The sequence below is a fragment of the Streptomyces sp. NPDC002144 genome (assembly GCF_053593695.1).
Genome location: NZ_JBSFDB010000057.1, coordinates 1 through 16,251, shown reverse-complemented (window position 1 = coordinate 16,251; position 16,251 = coordinate 1). Strand labels below are relative to the sequence as shown.

Genomic DNA, 16,251 nt, shown 5'->3' with positions numbered 1-16,251 from the left:
CCGCGTCGCAGCGCTCGTGGAAGGCGGACAGGGCGGTGCGGAAGTGCGGCCGGAAGTCGGGTCTGCGCAGGGCCGGCTACGCGGCGGCCTCCCAGGGGAAACCGTCCGGGTCGGTGAAGGTGCCGGCGGTGCTGCCGAGCACGATGTGGTGCGAGCCGGTGCCGTCGGCCGCGACACCGAGATCCTTGGCCAGGGCACGGCGCTTGTACAGGGCCAGCTTGACGGGGCTGGACTGACCGGAGGCGAACTCGGTGTACTTGCCGCCGAAGCTCTTGGCCACGGTCAGGCCCCGGCCGACGTAGAACTGCCGGGTGGCCTTCACGTCCTCGACACCGAGCAGGAGGACGACCTCGTCGATCTCCCGGGTGGCGGACCCGGTGTCCTTCTTCGCCGAGGTCGCGATCTTCCAGATCGTCCCGTCCGGAGCCTGGACGACGCCGCCGTAACCCCACAGCGACTTCGCGGCAGGCTTCAGCACCGTGGCGCCGGCGTCCACGGCATCGGCCACGAAGCCGTCGACAGTGGCCGGTCCGGACACCGTCAGCGCCATGGTGAAGCCACGGAATCCGCTGGAGTGGGCCTCCGACGCACGCAGGCCGATGTAGGCGTCCACGCCGAAGGCCGTGTAGAAGCGACGAGCGGCCTCAAGGTCGGCCACCTCGAGGGTGACGGACGCGAGGGACGTTTGAGCAGCGGTGGAAGTGGTGTTTGCCATGGCCATCACGCTAGAGCCTGCACGGCGGCCGAGGCTTCTCCGATCCTGACCGGTCTCGCCACTTGCCTCGCCGCGCACGCCGACTCCCACCCCTCGGGGATCAACATGCCCTTCAGCTCAACCATGACTTCGCGTCCCGGCGCTGGAAGCGATGAGTTTGGCTGCGGATCGCAGTCTCACCACCGTAGGCAACCGATGGGAGTGGATATGGACCAGCTGAATCAGGTGGCCGACGGCGTCTGGGTCCGGCAGAGCGGGTGGGTCTGGAGCAACTCCATCGTTGTGCGGGGGGAGGATGGGCTGGTCCTGATCGATCCCGGCATCGACGGCTCCGAGTTGGACCAGCTCGCCGATGCCGTGGACGAGCTCGGCATCCCGGTGGTCGCCGGGTTCTCCACCCATCCCCATTGGGACCACCTGCTCTGGCATCCCCGGTTCGGCGACGTGCCGCGCTACGCGACCCCCGCCGCCGCCCAGGTAGCCGGCGAAGCCCGAGAGCGGGCGCAGGCGATGGCGGCGCAGAGCGCGTCGGGCATCCCCCTCGAACCGATCGCGCTCGTCACCCCGCTGCCCGCGGACGGCGGGCCCGTGCCGGGCGAGATCGTCGAGCATCGGGCACACGCTGTCGGCCACGCCGCGATCCTCCTCCGTGACCGTGGCGTCCTGCTCGCCGGCGACATGCTCTCCGACGTCCTGATCCCACTCTTCGACGTTCGCCAGGACGATCAGCTGAACGCCTACGAGACGGCTCTCGACCGGCTGGACGAGGCCGCCAAGCATGTCGATGTCGTGGTACCAGGTCACGGCCCCGTGGCCGAGGGCCCCCAGGTGGCCGCCCGCCTCGCCGCCGATCACGCCTACATCGACGCACTCCGGCGAGGAGAGGAACCCGTCGACGCACGCCTGGGGCCCCATGCGGACTGGCTGTCCGGCCCCCACCAGTCGAACCTGGAGCAGGCGCGAGGGCGGTAGGGCTCTCCCCTTACTGGGGTGCCGATCCGGCAGACCGCCAGGGACCCGCGCGTGGGAACAGGAGGAAGCCACACAGCATCCGGAAGAGACGGCCGCTGATCATGAATTCAGGGCCCAACCCGGGACAGCGGGCCGCGACCTGTCAGGACCCGGCTGCGTCGACGGCTGGCGCCCCTGTCATACGGTCCGGGAGCTGCGGGGTGTCCGGGGACCGGGGCCTCGATAGACGTAGGGTGCGGTGCTGGGACGCGGTGTCTCCGCGACGGCGCGCAGGAGGGCGTGGTCGGGAGAGAGCGCGCACGCGGGGTCGGTGCGCGCGGCTTCGCCGGTGAGTGCGTGGGCCTGACAGCGGCAGCCGCCGAAATCGGTCTCGCGGCGGGGGCATCCGCGGCACGGTTCGCTCATCCACTCGGTGCCGCGGTAGCGGTTGAAGGCCGGCGAGCTGTTCCAGATCCACTCCAGCGGACGGTCGCGGACGTTCGGCACGTCCAGATCCGGAAGGCCTCCCGCAGCCGGGCACGGCAGGACCCCGCCGTCCGGGGCGACGGTCAGCGACACCGCCCCCCAGCCGCCCATGCACGGCTTCGGTACGCCGTCGAAGTAGTCCGGTACGACCCACACCAGCTCGGTGGTGCCCGCCAGTTGCTCCCGACGCCGCTCGACGGCGTCCCGGGCGCGGGAGAGCTGGTCGCGGGTGGGCAGGAGCGCGGTGCGGTTGCGCAGGGCCCACCCGTAGAACTGGGTGTTCGCCAGCTCGATGCGGTCCGCGCCCCAGGCCACGCCCAGGTCCACGACGGCGTCGACGGCGTCGAGGTTGTCGCGATGCAGGACGACATTGAGGCCCAGCGGCAGTCCGGCCTCGCGCACGAGCGCGGCGGCGCGTTCCTTGGCGGCGAAGGACCGTTTTCCGGCGATCCGGTCGGAGGACGCCGGGTCCGCGTGCTGCACCGAGAGCTGGACGCTGCGCAGTCCGGCGGAGACCAGCGCAGACAGCCTCGGCGCGCTCAGTCCGACCCCGCTGGTGACCAGTTGGGTGTAGATCCCGGCCGAATCGGCCGCCGCGACGATCGCCGCGAGGTCGGAACGGAGCAGCGGTTCGCCGCCGGAGAGATGGGTGTGCACGACGCCGAGATCCGCGGCCTGCCGGAGCACGTCGCCCCACTCCCCGGCGGAGAGCTCGCGCGAACGACGTACCAGCTCCAGCGGATTGGAGCAATAAGGACAGTGCAGCGGGCAGCCGTGAGTGAGTTCCGCCAGCAGGGCCCAGGGAGGAGACGGGGACGGTGATGAACGCGGAGTGGACGGAAGAGTGGTCATCGCAGCCAGCCCTCCTGCCGTACGCGGTCCAGGAACCGGGGCACCTCCACCGTCACGGGCGCTCCGGGAAAGCGGGCTTCCAGCACGTCGACGATCTCGTCCACCGACCGGTGCCCGTCGCACAGCCGCAGGACGTCCGCCGCCCTTCCCTCCAGTACGACCACCCGTTCGGGCAGGACCAGCAGGTAAGTCCGGCGGACCCGGTCGTGCCGGAGCACGACCGATCGTTCGAGGGCGGGCCGCCAGCCGGTCACGGCCGCGCCTTTGTGCCGGCGTGATCGACCGCGTCCAGCAGTGACCACAGCACATCGCACTTGAAGGAGAGGGCCGCCACCGCCCGTTCCTCGTCGGCCTGTCCCTTCGCCCAGTCGAGAACGAGACCGAGGGCCTCCCTGCTGTCCTGTCGGCCTTGGGTTTCGCGGGCGCGGAAGTACGCGAGTCCGTCGGCGTCGATCCACTGGTAGTGGCGTTCGAAGGCGCCGATGCGGGTGCGCATGATGCCCGGGGCGGACAGCTCGGTGAGGGAGGCGGCGACGGCTTCCAGCGGGGAGCGGAGCCGGCAGAAGTTGACGTAGCCCTCCACGGCAAGTCGTACGCCGGGGAGGACGCCCCGTCCCGACAGGAGTTCGGACCGGTCGATGCCCGCTGCCTCGCCCAGCCGCAGCCATCGCTCGATGCCGCCTTCCCCCTCGGTCCGGCCGTCGTGTTCCTTGATCCGCCGCATCCACATCCGGCGCAGGCGTGGGCTGTCCAGTTTGGCGAGAATCAGGGCGTCCTTGACGGGGATGTGCCGCTGGTAGTGAAAGCGGTTGAGGATCCAGCAGCGCAGTTCGTCGGGGGTCAGCTCGCCTTGGTGCATACGCACGTTGAAGGGGTGGCGGTCGTGGTAGCGCTCTCGTGCCACGGCTCTGAGCCGGTGCTCCAGCACGGTGGTTGCGCCGTCTGCCGTGGCGGACGTACCGGCTCCGCCTGCCGTCGTCGTGCTCGCGCCGGTGCTCACAGCTCGATCACCATTCCGTCGTTGGCCACCTCGATGCCCTGGGCGGCCAGCTGACCGTGCAGCGGTGAGCCGGGGTCGACGAGGGGATTGGTGTTGTTCAGATGGGTGTAGAAGCAGCGTCCGCCCAGCGGGGCCAGGCGCTCCGCGGTACCGCCCGGACCGTCGATCGGAAGGTGGCCCATACCGGTCGCGGTCCGCTGGGAGATACCGGTGCGCCGGGGTTCGTCGTCGTCCCAGAACGTACCGTCGACGATCACGCAGTCCGCCGCGGCGACAGCGCTCTGCAGAGCGTCCGGCCACGCCGCCAGCGCCGGGGCGTAGACCACGGACGCACCGCTGGAGAGGTCGGTGAGCCGCAGGGCGACCACCCATGGGTCCTGATCCCCGCCCGGGGGGTCCGTTGCGGGGCAGGGCACGGGGTGCATCCCGTTGTCCGCCCCGGAGCCCGCCCCCATGTCTGCCGCATACCGAGGGCGTTTGGCGGATACGGGGATCGCGCTGATCGTGACCGGGGAGCCCGCGCACAGCGGTTCGGGCCGGTCGGGGGTCAGTGCGCGCCAGGTGAGCGGGGTGTACGGGCCGAGTACGGCACCCAGGGACAGCCGGGTGAGCAGGGCTTCGCGTACGGCGCCGGTGGCGAGCACCTCCAGGCCGCCATCGCCGGCTTCGCGCAGGCGGGCGATGCCGAGGGTGTGATCGAGTTCGGCGTCCGTCAGCACCAGCCCGGCAAGAGGAGTACGCCGCGACCCGGGGCCGGGGTGGAGCGACGGACAGTCCTCGATCTGGTCGCCTATGTCGGGTGTGGCGTTGACGAGATACCAGCTGTCCTCGGACGCACGCACGGCCAGCGAGGCGTGGCGACGGCGCCAGTGGGGGTGGATGCGTGCCCCGGCACAACCGGGACACGCACAGTTCCACTGCGGCACGCCGCCGCCCGCCGCGGTGCCGAGCACTTGCAGCAGCACGGCGGCGCTGCTAGCGGCTGCTCAGCGAGTAGGCGGTGACCTCCAAGGCGGTCTCCACGACTGCATAGTCGGGGGTCTGCCAGGTCCCTGATTCCTCATCTTCGGGCTGTGAGTGCTGCTCCACCGCATGCTGCACGGATTCGGCCATAACGATGTCTGCCTTTCGTCGGGGACCGCTGCGCTCTGTGTTGAGAATCCTCAGCCGAGCCATCCGGGTCAATATCGCGACGGGAAATTGCTCCGATCTTTTCTGGCCGAATCACACAGCACCCTGAGGCCGCCACATGCACTGCACCTCCCACATTCCCGCTTATCTCGGTGCTTTTCTTGAGGTTTTATTGTCTAGGTATGGACCTTTGGACTTCATTCGTTCTCGACGAATCAAGTCACACCTCCTACCTTCCAGACGCCAGCCTGTTGTGGGCACCACGCGCGCCGTTGCCGTCGCCTTGCTCTTCGAACGGGCAGTGGCCTGATTGATCATTGCGTGGCTCCCGTCCGGAACCGAGACTGCTGTGGGCCGACAGTGACGCGCAGAACGGGGCGCTCGGTGAAACGCATCCACTTCACGGCGGAGGACCTGGCGCGCACCCGCGTGGCCACAACGATCGGCGTTGCGGCGGAGACGATCGACACTGTGAAGCTGTTGAAGGACCGCGACGCCAGTCTCACCTTCCGCCGCTGGCACCTGTCGGTACGTGGGCGGCTGGGCCAACAGGCCGGCCCACTCGCCGCGTTGATGCCCGCACGGGGACCGCTGATCGACGCGACGAGCCTGATGGGAGACACGGCATCCATCGACGAGGCGGTGGAGAACCTGATGGCGGCTCCCCGCGCCCTGATGCGCCTCGAACTGGAGAACCTCGACCTCCACCCCACCCATCGCTCCTGGGCCAGGAACCTCATGGACGGAAACCGGGAAGCCCGCCTCCAGGTGGCCACGGCACTCCGAGCCTGCCACAGCGTCACCGTCGCCCCCTACTGGAGCAGGGTGCGCTCCCACCTGAGCGACGTCCGGGCCGGGTACGTGGGCACGATGGCCGACGGCGGGGTCGAGCAGCTCCTCACCACACTCTGCCCTCCGTTGATCCGCTGGCGGCCGCCCGTGCTCGAAGTGGTCCACACGCACGATGCGGACGTCCACCTGAACGGGCGAGGTCTCGTCATTGCGCCGACGATGTTCTCGAGCTGGCAGGTAGACCTCCTGTACCCGCCGCTGGACCCGGATCGGGCACCCGTTCTGGCCGTCCCCACCCTCAGCGGGGCCTCACTCGACACCGCGCTGTGGGACGGCGTCGAGTCCACCGGCCCCTCACTCGACGCCCTGTTGGGACGTACCAGGGCCGCCGTACTGAGGGCGACCGTCGGCGGATGCGGCACCACGGAGCTGGCCCGCCGCCTGTACATCTCGCCGGCGACCGCGACCCACCACACGACGGCACTGCGCAACGCCCGCCTGATCACCACCCGACGCGAGGGCAAGGCGGTCCTCCACACGGTCACATCACTGGGCATCACCCTGCTGGGGCACGGCTGAGCTGCGTCGAGGCACGCAGTCTTCGCCAGACAGGGCTTTGAGTGAGTGTCAGGTCCATCATGCCTGGTCGGAGAAGTTTTCGGTAGGACGAAGCGCACGCCTGTACGGCCTTGTTGCGGGTGGTGCCGTGCCCGCAGACTCGTCGTCATCCACTCTCCGGCCAACGTGTCGGCATCCGTCATCGGCTGTCGGCGCGTTCGCCGTGCTGTCTCGCCGTGGGACATGCGCCGACCGGGGAGGGGCGGGGACGAAGGGGATCGATGGATCGGGACATGGTTGTGCTGGCGAAGGTCAGGCTGCTCAGCGCCAACCGTCGGGTGGTACGAGGCGTCGAGGGGCTGTGGATCTACCGTCTGCTGACGCAGGTCGAGCCGGAGGTGTACGGATCGAAGCTGGCGTACGTCCTGGTGGAGGAGAGCGGCTCATCTCTGGTGCGGGAGTTGCCCGAGCGTAGGCAGGCCCTGCTCGACGAGGCCGTGGAGGTGGCGAGGGCACTCAGCTCGGCAAACCCCTACCGGGAGAAGGTGCTGCAGAGGGCACTGGCCGCGAGAGCCCGCCTAATGCCGTAGCCGAACTTGGGGCCCCGGCCGAGGCCGGGGCCCCACACGACCAGGACAAAGCCGTTGAGCGAGCCGATGACGGCCGAACCGACATCTTCACCCGGCGACCGCACCGGTCTTCCTGAACTGAGAAAACGGAAACGAGGATTCGGCCCCAGCGTCGTCGCGGGGTGGGAAGGAGGCCTTGCGGCCGGGGGCGCCGCAGAGCAGATGGATTCCGTCATTCCGTATCAGCACGAGTCCCGTGGCTCCGCGATCTCCTGACTACGCTCGGCCTGTGATGGATCGGTGGAGGAGCCACGCGAGTCGCCATCCGGTGTGTGGCGCCGTCGAGTTGACGCTTGTCTGGCATGTCGTGCTGGTGCTGTTCGCCAAGGTGATCCTGCCGCCGTTGGCCCCGTCCTGGTTTCCCGGTCTCGGCGCTACGGTGGTCAACGCGGCGGGTTTCGCGGGTACCTGGTTGGTGCTGTGGCGTTGGGGGTGGCTGCGGACGTCCGGGGTGGCGACACTCGGCCGGGGGCGGCGCTGGTGGCTGGCCGCGCCCATGCTCCTGATCGCCGGCTCGTACGCCGTCGCGGGCCTCGACGGCAGTACGACCGCGCTCGTCAGCTCACTGGTCTCGTTGTTGTGGGTCGGCGTCAACGAGGAAGTGTCCAGCCGGGGCCTGGTGCAACAGGTCCTCGTTCCGCTCGGGGCGCTGCGGGCGGCGATCGGCGTCGGTTTCCTGTTCGGTGTCGGCCACGTGCAGAACTTCCTGTTCTTCGGCGCCCCGCTGAACGACACACTGTGGCAGATGCTGTCCGCCGGGCTGTTCGGCTTCGCCTGCGCCGGGCTGCGCTTGGCGATCGGCTCGGTCTGGCCGATGGTCGTAGTGCACGGTCTGGACGACTTCTTCCAGATCCGTTCGCCCGGTGCGGCGCCGGACTGGTGGCAGGTGTGCGTTTACGTCTTCCACGCCGCCTTCGGGGTGTGGTTGGTGCGCCGATACGGCAGCACGGCCGCCGCAGGGCCGTACGGTGCCGCTGACGCGAACCACGACGGGCGCCCCGATCAGGCCGGGACTCTGGACTGACGTCTTCCCCTGCGCGGTCGCACTCGCCGCTGTTGAGGTTGACCGGTTCGTACGCGGATCCGACTGCGGCGGGCACCCACTGTTGATTGGCCGGGAGTTGCGGTTGCCGGAGTTCACCTGGGCCCCGTCAGCCGTGTTCAGGGACCAGACGTCCGACCCGGTCTTGCCGGGGTCCACTGCTCACCGCCCGGGATCCCGGGAACCTACAGGGGACAGTCCCGTCGGCGTGCCCCCGGCGGTCATGTAACTCCCCAGGTGGTGGCCGTTGCAGCGGTCGGGCCCCGGTGGTGACACGGGGCCCGAAGGATCAGTCCTGCCAGTCCAGCTGTGGCACGGGGATGCCGATGGAGCGCGCGTAGTCCTGCGCCTGCCGACGGCCTTCCGCCTGCTTACGTGGATAGCGGAAAACCTTGTCGGCGAAGACCACGAACGCCTCCGCCGTGGTGTTGTAGTTGACATACCAGCCCCCGGTCGGGGCCAGGCAGGCAGCCAGCTGCTCGGCCAGACGCTCGGCGTCGGCCTCCTCGGCAGCGAAGTCCAGGAGAGTCCACTGCTGCGGTTGCTCGGCCGCCGCGTTCTTCACCTCCACTCTGGCGATCTTGGTGATGTGCAGCGGGACTCCCGCCAACTCGGTTCCGATCCGCAGACTTTCCGCGATCAGCACGCCTTCAAGCACCCGGTCCTCCTTGATCTCGGCGCGGTGAGAGTAGCGAGAAGGTGTGACAGTGACGGACCGGGATCGCGTCAGCCTTTCGAGGCGTGCCCGGCTTGTCGGCGGGGCCCTCGGCGACAACCGGTTGGGAGAAGAGGGGATGCGTGGTCCGCTCCGTCGCCCCGCAAGGCGGTCCGACTCCGGCAGTCACGGCCCAACAGACGATTCTCGTGCGCCGATATGCACTCTGTGTCATTATCGAACACGTAGGGTAATCCTCCGTAAGGGAGTCGCCATGCCCATGCTGCTCATCAAGGGCTCGTTCAAGGTCTCGGAGAAGGCCAAGCCGGACGGTGACACTGTCCCGTTCATCCCGGACAACGTGGCCGACTGGAAACTCGTACCCGGGTGCAAGCCGATCCTGCCTGCCGCCGACGGCCACGCCAACGTCCGGCTGGAGGGCATCGACGCGCTGGAGACCCACTACGGGGGCAACTACGGACCCGACCAGCACCAGCCGATCGGCCTCGCGCACCAGGCCGCGGACGAGCTGCTGACATTCCTCGGCTTCACCAACATCGTCCGTAAGCCGGACGAGACCGTCACCCTCACCCCCGCCAGCGTGCCCGGCTTCATCCTCACCCGGGGCACCGACATCTACGGCCGCTGCGTGGCTCTGGTCGGACGCGGCACCCCGCCCGGGTGCAGCGGCTACGAGATCGAGGTCGACGACGCCCTGCTGAAGAAGACCGCCAACCACCACCTGCTCTCGCTCGGCCTGGCCTACCCGACCTTCTACACGGGCTTTCCCGTCTCTCTGCGCAAGGTCCTCGCCGCCGCCGCCCAGCAGGCACGTCAGTCCACACCGCCCCTGGGCGTGTGGGGCAAGGACGTGACGCAGTCCGGAGTGAAGATCACCGGCATGGCCTCGCTCACGGCCGACGACGGAGCGGTCATCCTTCCCAAGCTGTTCCGCCGGCTGAAGGAATACCTCGATCTCAACCCCACAGATCCGTCGTTGGCCTGCCTCCCCTCCTATCTGGGCGGAGGCGCCGACAAGTTCCACATGCCGCCGACCTCAAAGGAGATCACCGGCCTGCAACACGCCATTGAGATCACCAACGGCAACACCGTGAGGATGACCCATCAGCCGGAAGAGATCGTCTTCGTCGAGAAGTGACCAGGCTGCCAGCTACCGCGTTCTGACCCCGAACCGGCCCTGAGCCCGTGATCACCGACGCCTGCCGCGCGGCTCACCGGCGTGTTCCGTGCCGTCTGCCCGCCTGCTGGATACGTACGTCAGGGTCGCAGCCGCCCACCGGGGACCTGACCTACGCCCACCCATGTCCAGCGGCGGGGCACCGTGGCGATCCCCCGCCATGCACCGCATGGAACCGGGGGCCACTGCCCCCGTGGTGGCGAGGCGACCCATGAGGCGGACGTATCGCCTGTCGGTTGGTCAGGCAGTCAGTCACCTATAGATCTTGCCCGGCTCGGCCTTGGCCGGAGCGAGGAGCTGGGAGACGGTCACGAAGGTGTAGCCCTGCTTGCTCAGCGCCTGCAGGATGGACGGCATGGCCGGCACGGTGCCCTTGTGCAGCGGGTGGAGCAGGATGATCCCGTCGCGGCTGGCGCCGTCAAGCACACGTTTGATGATCAGCGCGCTGTCGTCCGTCTCATAGTCCTTCGCGGTCACTGTCCATAGCACCTGCGCCATCCCCATTTCTTTCGCGACCTTGGAGACGCGGTCGTCGGTGCGGCCCTGGGGCGGGCGCATCAGCGTCGGTTCGGTGCCGGTGATTCCGGAGATGGCCCGTGCCGTGCGGCGCAGTTCGTCACGGATCTGCGCGTCGGAGACATCGGTCAGCACCGCGTGCGTCCAGGTGTGGTCCCCGATCTCGTGGCCGTCCTTCGCGATCCGCCGCACCACGTCTGGGAACTTGTGAATGCGCCGGCCCTCAAGGAAGAACGTCGACGGCGCCTTGTACTGCTTCAGGAGGTCCATGAGCCGGTCGGTGGGTTCGCCCGGGTTGCCGTCGAAGGTGAGCGCGATGCACTTGGCCTTGCGGCAGTCCACTTGCCCCGACGGTACGCCCGTTCCAGATGCGACCCGGTCACGTTCTTCGCGCGGGGAAAGGGTTTCCATCTTGTTCGCCTGGATGACCATGGCGACGGTCACCGTCACGGCCGCCACCACGGCCAAGGTCAGGGATATGAGCAGGCGAGGCCGCCTTCTGAGGATCTTCACATGAGGGAGAAGATTTCAGCGCCGCAAGGGTTGCTCAGCAGCCTCGAGAGTGAGGTAGAACACATGTGCGCACCGGGCTCACGGCGTCGTTGAACACGACGCGTGCACACCCGAACGCTCGCCAAGTTCAGGGGTAGAGGCCTGCCCGGAAGGTGAAGGAGACCAGTTGGGCTCGGTCGCGGGCGCCGACCTTCGTCATGGCTCGGACCGCGTGCGTCTTCACCGTGAACGGTGACACGGACATCTGGGCCGCGATCTCGTCGTTGCCGAGACCGCTTGCGATCAGAACGACCACGTCCCGTTCCCTGGGGGTCAGCGCGCTGAAGCGTCGCAGCAGTTCCTTGTCGATGAGCGGCGGCGGACTGTCGGTCATGTGACCGATGAGCGCGGCCGTCGCGGCGGCCGACAGCGCACCGCCACCGCCCACGACCTCGGCGATTCCGGCGACGAGTTCAGCAGGGCTCACGGTCTTGCTCAGGAAGCCGTTGGCGCCCGCGCGCAGGGCGGCGAGGACGATGTCGTCCTGGTCGAAAGTGGTCAGCACGATCACCCGCGTCTTCTCGGGTGGATGCTCTGCGCGGATCCGGCGGGTGGCTTCGACGCCGTCGATGCCCGGCATCCGGATGTCCATCAACACCAGGTCGACAGGGTGGTCGCGGAGGAAGGGGACGACCTGGAGCCCGTCGGAGAGATCCCCCGCGACGACGAGACTCGGGTCGAGCTGAAGCATCGTCCGGATCCCGGCCCTGATCTCGTCCTGGTCGTCGACGATCAGAATCCGTGTCATCGGACGACTTCTCCCAGCGGGCTGAACACCGCGTGGACCCGGAATCGCCCGTCGTGCCTGTCGATCGTCAGCCGCCCTCTGGAGGACTCGACGCGTTCGCGCATCCCCACGAGGCCGAGTCCGCTGCCCGTGTCGGAGCCATGGGGTGAGTGGCCGACGCGGTTCTCCACGGTGACGCGGATCCTGCCGTCGTCCTCGCCCACATCCACCGTTGCCGTCCCCTCTCCGTGCCGGTAGGCGTTCGTGAGCGCCTCCTGAACGACCCGGTAGACCGCTACGCCGACGCTCGGCTCCACGAAGCCGGCCGGGATGTCGATGGAGGGCCGGACGTCGAGGCCGATGCTTTCGAAAGAGGCGATGAGTCCTTCCAGGCCGCTCAGCGCCGGCGTCGGCCGGAGCGCCTCGTCGCCGGAGACGTCGTCCCCGAGGCGGAGGAGTGAGAGGATGCGTTGCGTCTCGACGACGACGGTACGGGCGCTGGACCTGGCCGACACGAGGGCCTGCCGGGAGGAGTCGGCGCCCTCGGGCAGCCCGATCTCCGCCGCACCGAGGTGCACGCTCAGCATCGCGACCTGGTGGCCGATGACGTCGTGAAGATCCCGGGCGATACGGAGACGTTCCTCGGTCACTCGTCGGGTGGCCTCGATCTCGCGGGTGGCGATGGCGGTCTCGGCGCGTTCCTCCAGGATCCACCAGTGCTCCCGATGGATACGGAGCGCGGCCCCCGTCGCACCGCCCGCCACGGCCGAGAACAGGGCGGCGGCTCCCACGACCGCACCGCCACGGAATCCTCCGACCGTCATGAACGCCCCCAGGAAGGACGCCGCCACGATGCCGGTCCCGGCCAGCGGCTGCTTTCCCCTGAGGGTGACCGAGAACAGCACGAGCACTGCCATCATCCACACCGACAGGGGGTCGTCACCCACCGCTGTGACGGCGAAGGACGCCGCACTCGTCACGACCAGCCCTGCCCACGGCTTCCACCACGACAGGGCGACGCCGCCGCCGGCGAGGATCACGGACAGCACCGTCGGCCAGTCCGACCCCCTCACTGCCGCCGCCACGATCTGCCCGGTGAACACCAGCCCTGCCACCGCATACGCGGCCCGGTGCAGCACCTCGGGGCAGCGGACCCACACCGGTGCGGGCGGCCCGTCCTGACTGTTCTGCGCCTTGGCCATGAGCCGATTCTCGTTGACGTGTGCGGCGACCGTGTACTTCGAACGGTGTAGATGACCGAGCTGCTTCGGTCGATCGAGAGCGCTGGTCCCCTTCCGTCGAAGGTGGATGGCAGAAGTACTTCGTTCGAAGTACGCGGCCCTTCCCGAGACCGCTGAGACTCCTCCTCGAGGCGACCGTCTCACACCGTCACGATCACAACGGGACACCCGATGACTCAGACCACCGTCACTTCGACCGCTTCGGCCACTGCCACGTCGACGTCCTCCGGACTCCGATCGCTCCACCTGATCCGGGTCGCCTTCTCCCTGATCTGGGTGGCACTCGTCTTCACGACCTCCGCCTCGCTCGTGTCGACGGACGAGCCCACAGTGATCGCGGCCGTACTGCTCGTCGTCTACCCCCTGTGGGACGCCATCGCCACCCTCATCGAGCGCCACCTGACCGGCACCGGCTCCACGAACAGCGTCAGCACCATCAACCTGGGTCTGGGCCTCGCCACCACCGCCGGGATGATCATCGCCGTCTTCTCCACCATCGGGACGGCCCTACTCGTCTTCGGCGTCTGGGCCCTCCTCTCCGGAGCCATCCAGCTCATCGTGGCGATCCGACGCCGGCGCACCGTCGGCGCCCAGTGGCCCATGGCCATCAGCGGCGGACAGTCCGTCCTCGCCGGCGCCACCATCGCCGCCACCTCCGGTTCGGCGACGAGCAGCCTGTCCACCGTGGCCGGATACTCGGCGTTCGGCGCGTTCTGGTTCCTCGTCTCCGTCGTCGCCCTGAGCGTCCGCAGCCGACGCGAAAGGCGTTGACCGCTGCCCTCGCAGACACCGCAGGTAATGTGCTCCCGGGGCATGCGGCGCCAGTGAACTGACGTACGGCTGGGCGCACATGAGCGTGCCGGCCAGGCGGGTGGAATGGGAGTCGCGTCGACAACTGTGCGCGCGGTGAACGGGTTGACCGCGCGGTGGGCGGGCGCCTCGGAGAAGGGCACGGCGTTCTCGGCGGCGGGGGTGTGGCCGCTGCTGGCCCACCTCGCCGACGGGGCCGAGGGCGCGGCGCGGGCCGAGCTGACCGAGGCTCTCGGGCTCCCTACCGGGCAAGCCACGGCCGCGGCACGCGAGTTGCTTGCCGCGATGGACAGCATGCGGGGGCTGGACACGGCTCTGGGACTGTGGACGAAGCGCACGCTACAGCTGAGGCAGGAGTGGGAAGCAGGCCTGCCGGCCGACGCCCACGGGGTGCTCACCGGGGATCCCGTGGCCGACCACCAGGCGCTGGACGCCTGGACGGCGAAGCGAACCGGCGGACTGATCGAGCGCATGCCGGTCATCCTGACCGAACAGACGGAGATGGTGCTGGCGAGCGCGCTGACCCTGCGCACGAAGTGGCTGAGCCCCTTCGACGAGACCCAACTGGAGACGGCGTACGAACCCTGGGCCACCCAGCCGCGGCTGGGACTACGGCGCTCCAGTGCCGTGCTGGACCGTGTCGGGGTGGCGGACACACCCAGCGGATACGTCACCGAACTGAAGGTGCTGGGCAACAATGCCCTGGACGTACACCTGCTGCTCGGCGAAGAAGGCATGAAGCCGGGGCAGGTGCTGGGAGCCGGGGTGGACATCCTCGCCGGCCGGCGCTCGGTCGTGCCGGGACCGCGGCTGCCCTACGGGAACGTGGGACCCGGCCTGCGGGTGGAGAAGGTGCGCTGTACGCGGCCCGAGCCGCCGTCGCTGGACGTGACAACCGTGGCGTACGACATGAAAGCGAGCCACAATCTGCTGAAGCTGCACCGGTTGTTCGGGCTCACGACGGCACGGGACAACTCGCGCGGGCACTTCCCCGGCGTCAGCGCCTTCCCGCTCGCCATCGGGTCGGCAGAGCAGAACACCATGGCACGTTTCGGCGCGTTGGGCTTCGAGGCCGCCTCGGTGACGGCGTTCGGTGCAGTCGCCGGCGGCGGTCCGCCTGACCTCCGCTACGTCACCACCAGCATCAGCGCCGCCTTCGACCGGCCCTTCGGCTTTCTCGCCCTGCACCGCCACACACGGCTCGTGCTGACGGCGGGCTGGATCACGGATCCATTGCCGTACCCCCGGTACGACGAGGAGGACTGGCGGTAAGGGCGTGCCTTGCCATCCCACTGCCGGCGTTCTGTGACCTCCCGGCCGAGCACTGGATCCACTTGCGGACCACGGATGTAATCGTCAAGGAGGGCAGGTCGCGGGCCCGTGCCGGGCCCGCTCCTCGGCGGGCGGTCCGGCGTTCGGCGCCCGGGGTCAGCTCGAGCTTGCGGCGTTTGAAGGCGACCAGGCGAGGCCCGGTCAGGCAGCGAAGCCGATGTTCGTGACGTACTCGTACTGGCCCCACTGCGAGCCGAGGTCGACGACCTGATCGATCCAGGCGTTGTCCAGCTCCGGGTCGTCGCCGGCCGCCCAGGCGGCCACGATGCGGTCCCAGCGGCGCACGTTGAGGGTGCGGAACTCCACGACGCGCTGGCGGGGGCGGTCGACGCCGGACTGGTTGACGGGGTGGATCTCGACGCGGGTGCCACGGCCCTCGCGGTTGAGGCGGGCGGTGAGATAGCGGGCGATGTTCTGGCGGCGCACGGTGCGGTAGGCCTGCTCGATCCGCTCAAGGTTGCGCCTCGAGGGCGCGCGCCGGCCGTCGAGCCAGGCGCGCAGGGTGCGGTCGGTGACCGTCAGGCCGGCCACGCGGGCGGCAGTGCGGGCGTGGTCGGTCCGGGTGAGGTAGTGCAGTCGCGCGAGCAGGCCTCGGCGGGCGGTGACGGGGGTGGTGATGTAGCCGGCGAGGGCGTCCAGTTGGCGGGCGACGGCTTCGTGGCCCTTGATGCCCCGCGCGCCGTACTTGCCGAACTCGATGTTCCGCTCAGGCATCAGCTCTTCCGGTCTTCCGGTCACTCGTTGTGTGGATCACTGTAGGGGGTGTACGGGTCGTACGAGCGGTCGATGCCGCGCCGGTCCGGCGCGGGTCAGCTGTCGTGGGCAGGGTCGGGACCGACGCCGAGGGTGTAGACGTCCTTGATCTTCACCTCGGTGACTCCGCGGCCCTCGGGGAAGACCGCGCGCCAGTCGCCGATGACGTGGAGTTCGTCGGTGCCCATCGCGCGCACCACCATCAGGCCCTCGTCGTAGGCGCGGTGGGCCTTCCACCACAGGTTGGCGAAGGCCTGGGAGCGGATGAGGTGCATCCAGTCGGTGCGGTACAGCTCCCGGTTGTAGTTCGA

At 68.9% G+C, this 16,251-nt stretch carries 18 protein-coding genes and 1 pseudogene; 7 read left to right on the top strand and 12 right to left on the bottom strand.

Going from position 1 to position 16,251, the window contains the following annotated elements; genetic code table 11:
- Positions 1-76: 76 nt before the first annotated feature.
- Positions 77-721 (bottom strand): glyoxalase, encoded by a 645-nt coding sequence (locus tag ACWCQ1_RS44260; protein ID WP_133042400.1) that lies wholly within the window; start codon positions 719-721, stop codon positions 77-79.
- Positions 722-922: 201 nt separating this feature from the next.
- Between ACWCQ1_RS44260 and ACWCQ1_RS44255 the strand changes: the two genes are divergently transcribed.
- Positions 923-1,687 (top strand): MBL fold metallo-hydrolase, encoded by a 765-nt coding sequence (locus ACWCQ1_RS44255; protein ID WP_133042401.1) that lies wholly within the window; start codon positions 923-925, stop codon positions 1,685-1,687.
- Positions 1,688-1,864: 177 nt separating this feature from the next.
- Here ACWCQ1_RS44255 and pqqE read toward each other — a convergent pair whose 3' ends face one another.
- The 5 genes from pqqE to pqqA form a co-directional block, all read right to left on the bottom strand.
- Entirely contained in the window at positions 1,865-3,004 is a 1,140-nt protein-coding gene (gene pqqE, locus ACWCQ1_RS44250; RefSeq protein WP_358599562.1) for a pyrroloquinoline quinone biosynthesis protein PqqE, read from the bottom strand.
- Positions 3,001-3,258 (bottom strand): pyrroloquinoline quinone biosynthesis peptide chaperone PqqD, encoded by a 258-nt coding sequence (gene pqqD / locus ACWCQ1_RS44245; RefSeq protein WP_358599559.1) that lies wholly within the window; start codon positions 3,256-3,258, stop codon positions 3,001-3,003. Before pqqD ends, pqqE begins: the two co-directional genes overlap by 4 nt.
- The gene (gene pqqC / locus ACWCQ1_RS44240; protein WP_451029161.1) at positions 3,255-3,932 is read right to left on the bottom strand and encodes a pyrroloquinoline-quinone synthase PqqC; all 678 of its coding nucleotides are present in this window, start codon (positions 3,930-3,932) and stop codon (positions 3,255-3,257) included. Before pqqC ends, pqqD begins: the two co-directional genes overlap by 4 nt.
- A gap of 68 nt (positions 3,933-4,000) precedes the next feature.
- Positions 4,001-4,969: a pyrroloquinoline quinone biosynthesis protein PqqB gene (pqqB, locus tag ACWCQ1_RS44235; protein WP_358599556.1), complete on the bottom strand. Its 969-nt coding sequence runs from the start codon at positions 4,967-4,969 to the stop codon at positions 4,001-4,003.
- 10 nt (positions 4,970-4,979) lie between these two features.
- Positions 4,980-5,117, bottom strand: a complete 138-nt coding sequence (pqqA, locus tag ACWCQ1_RS44230; RefSeq protein ID WP_133042405.1) for a pyrroloquinoline quinone precursor peptide PqqA — start codon at positions 5,115-5,117, stop codon at positions 4,980-4,982.
- Between the two features lie 402 nt (positions 5,118-5,519).
- Between pqqA and ACWCQ1_RS44225 the strand changes: the two genes are divergently transcribed.
- The 3 genes from ACWCQ1_RS44225 to ACWCQ1_RS44215 all read left to right on the top strand — a co-directional run bounded on the left by ACWCQ1_RS44225 (position 5,520) and on the right by ACWCQ1_RS44215 (position 8,138).
- On the top strand, positions 5,520-6,506 hold the full coding sequence (locus ACWCQ1_RS44225; protein WP_451029147.1) for an ArsR/SmtB family transcription factor: 987 nt from the start codon (positions 5,520-5,522) through the stop codon (positions 6,504-6,506).
- 272 nt (positions 6,507-6,778) lie between these two features.
- The gene (locus ACWCQ1_RS44220; protein WP_451029146.1) at positions 6,779-7,075 is read left to right on the top strand and encodes a hypothetical protein; all 297 of its coding nucleotides are present in this window, start codon (positions 6,779-6,781) and stop codon (positions 7,073-7,075) included.
- 325 nt (positions 7,076-7,400) lie between these two features.
- On the top strand, positions 7,401-8,138 hold the full coding sequence (locus ACWCQ1_RS44215; protein ID WP_451029145.1) for a CPBP family intramembrane glutamic endopeptidase: 738 nt from the start codon (positions 7,401-7,403) through the stop codon (positions 8,136-8,138).
- 307 nt (positions 8,139-8,445) lie between these two features.
- Here ACWCQ1_RS44215 and ACWCQ1_RS44210 read toward each other — a convergent pair whose 3' ends face one another.
- Complete coding sequence (locus ACWCQ1_RS44210; protein WP_451029144.1) at positions 8,446-8,814, bottom strand: hypothetical protein; 369 nt, start codon at positions 8,812-8,814, stop codon at positions 8,446-8,448.
- Positions 8,815-9,085: 271 nt separating this feature from the next.
- Between ACWCQ1_RS44210 and ACWCQ1_RS44205 the strand changes: the two genes are divergently transcribed.
- Positions 9,086-9,970, top strand: a complete 885-nt coding sequence (locus tag ACWCQ1_RS44205) for a nuclease (RefSeq protein WP_358599542.1) — start codon at positions 9,086-9,088, stop codon at positions 9,968-9,970.
- 291 nt (positions 9,971-10,261) lie between these two features.
- On the opposite strand, the gene ACWCQ1_RS44200 is transcribed toward ACWCQ1_RS44205, so the two are convergent.
- The 3 genes from ACWCQ1_RS44200 to ACWCQ1_RS44190 form a co-directional block, all read right to left on the bottom strand.
- Entirely contained in the window at positions 10,262-11,038 is a 777-nt protein-coding gene (locus tag ACWCQ1_RS44200) for a polysaccharide deacetylase family protein (RefSeq protein WP_358599539.1), read from the bottom strand.
- A gap of 127 nt (positions 11,039-11,165) precedes the next feature.
- Positions 11,166-11,825 carry a response regulator transcription factor gene (locus ACWCQ1_RS44195; RefSeq protein WP_133042411.1) on the bottom strand — a complete coding sequence of 220 codons (660 nt, stop codon included), beginning with the start codon at positions 11,823-11,825 and terminating at the stop codon, positions 11,166-11,168.
- Complete coding sequence (locus ACWCQ1_RS44190; RefSeq protein WP_358599536.1) at positions 11,822-13,006, bottom strand: sensor histidine kinase; 1,185 nt, start codon at positions 13,004-13,006, stop codon at positions 11,822-11,824. Before ACWCQ1_RS44190 ends, ACWCQ1_RS44195 begins: the two co-directional genes overlap by 4 nt.
- 210 nt (positions 13,007-13,216) lie before the next feature.
- Here ACWCQ1_RS44190 and ACWCQ1_RS44185 point away from each other — a divergent pair, with 210 nt between their 5' ends.
- Entirely contained in the window at positions 13,217-13,816 is a 600-nt protein-coding gene (locus tag ACWCQ1_RS44185; protein WP_358599532.1) for a DUF308 domain-containing protein, read from the top strand.
- A 105-nt stretch (positions 13,817-13,921) separates the two neighbouring features.
- A complete protein-coding gene (locus ACWCQ1_RS44180; RefSeq protein ID WP_451029143.1) occupies positions 13,922-15,127 on the top strand; it encodes a serpin family protein in 1,206 nt (401 codons plus the stop codon).
- A 201-nt stretch (positions 15,128-15,328) separates the two neighbouring features.
- Here the strand turns inward: ACWCQ1_RS44180 and ACWCQ1_RS44175 are convergent, their stop codons facing one another.
- Positions 15,329-15,901, bottom strand: coding sequence for a transcriptional regulator (locus ACWCQ1_RS44175; RefSeq protein WP_451029142.1), 573 nt, complete (start codon positions 15,899-15,901; stop codon positions 15,329-15,331).
- A 95-nt stretch (positions 15,902-15,996) separates the two neighbouring features.
- Positions 15,997-16,251 (bottom strand): annotated as a pseudogene (locus tag ACWCQ1_RS44170) (transcriptional regulator); the annotation flags it as partial.

Coding starts and splice junctions, on each gene's coding strand:
- pqqE (WP_358599562.1), bottom strand. CDS start 3,004: ATGACCACTCTTCCGTCCACTCCGCGTTCATCACCGTCCCCGTCTCCT.
- ACWCQ1_RS44175 (WP_451029142.1), bottom strand. CDS start 15,901: ATGCCTGAGCGGAACATCGAGTTCGGCAAGTACGGCGCGCGGGGCATC.
- pqqA (WP_133042405.1), bottom strand. CDS start 5,117: ATGGCCGAATCCGTGCAGCATGCGGTGGAGCAGCACTCACAGCCCGAA.
- ACWCQ1_RS44220 (WP_451029146.1), top strand. CDS start 6,779: ATGGTTGTGCTGGCGAAGGTCAGGCTGCTCAGCGCCAACCGTCGGGTG.
- ACWCQ1_RS44260 (WP_133042400.1), bottom strand. CDS start 721: ATGGCCATGGCAAACACCACTTCCACCGCTGCTCAAACGTCCCTCGCG.
- ACWCQ1_RS44190 (WP_358599536.1), bottom strand. CDS start 13,006: ATGGCCAAGGCGCAGAACAGTCAGGACGGGCCGCCCGCACCGGTGTGG.
- ACWCQ1_RS44195 (WP_133042411.1), bottom strand. CDS start 11,825: ATGACACGGATTCTGATCGTCGACGACCAGGACGAGATCAGGGCCGGG.
- ACWCQ1_RS44205 (WP_358599542.1), top strand. CDS start 9,086: ATGCCCATGCTGCTCATCAAGGGCTCGTTCAAGGTCTCGGAGAAGGCC.
- ACWCQ1_RS44180 (WP_451029143.1), top strand. CDS start 13,922: ATGGGAGTCGCGTCGACAACTGTGCGCGCGGTGAACGGGTTGACCGCG.
- ACWCQ1_RS44255 (WP_133042401.1), top strand. CDS start 923: ATGGACCAGCTGAATCAGGTGGCCGACGGCGTCTGGGTCCGGCAGAGC.
- ACWCQ1_RS44185 (WP_358599532.1), top strand. CDS start 13,217: ATGACTCAGACCACCGTCACTTCGACCGCTTCGGCCACTGCCACGTCG.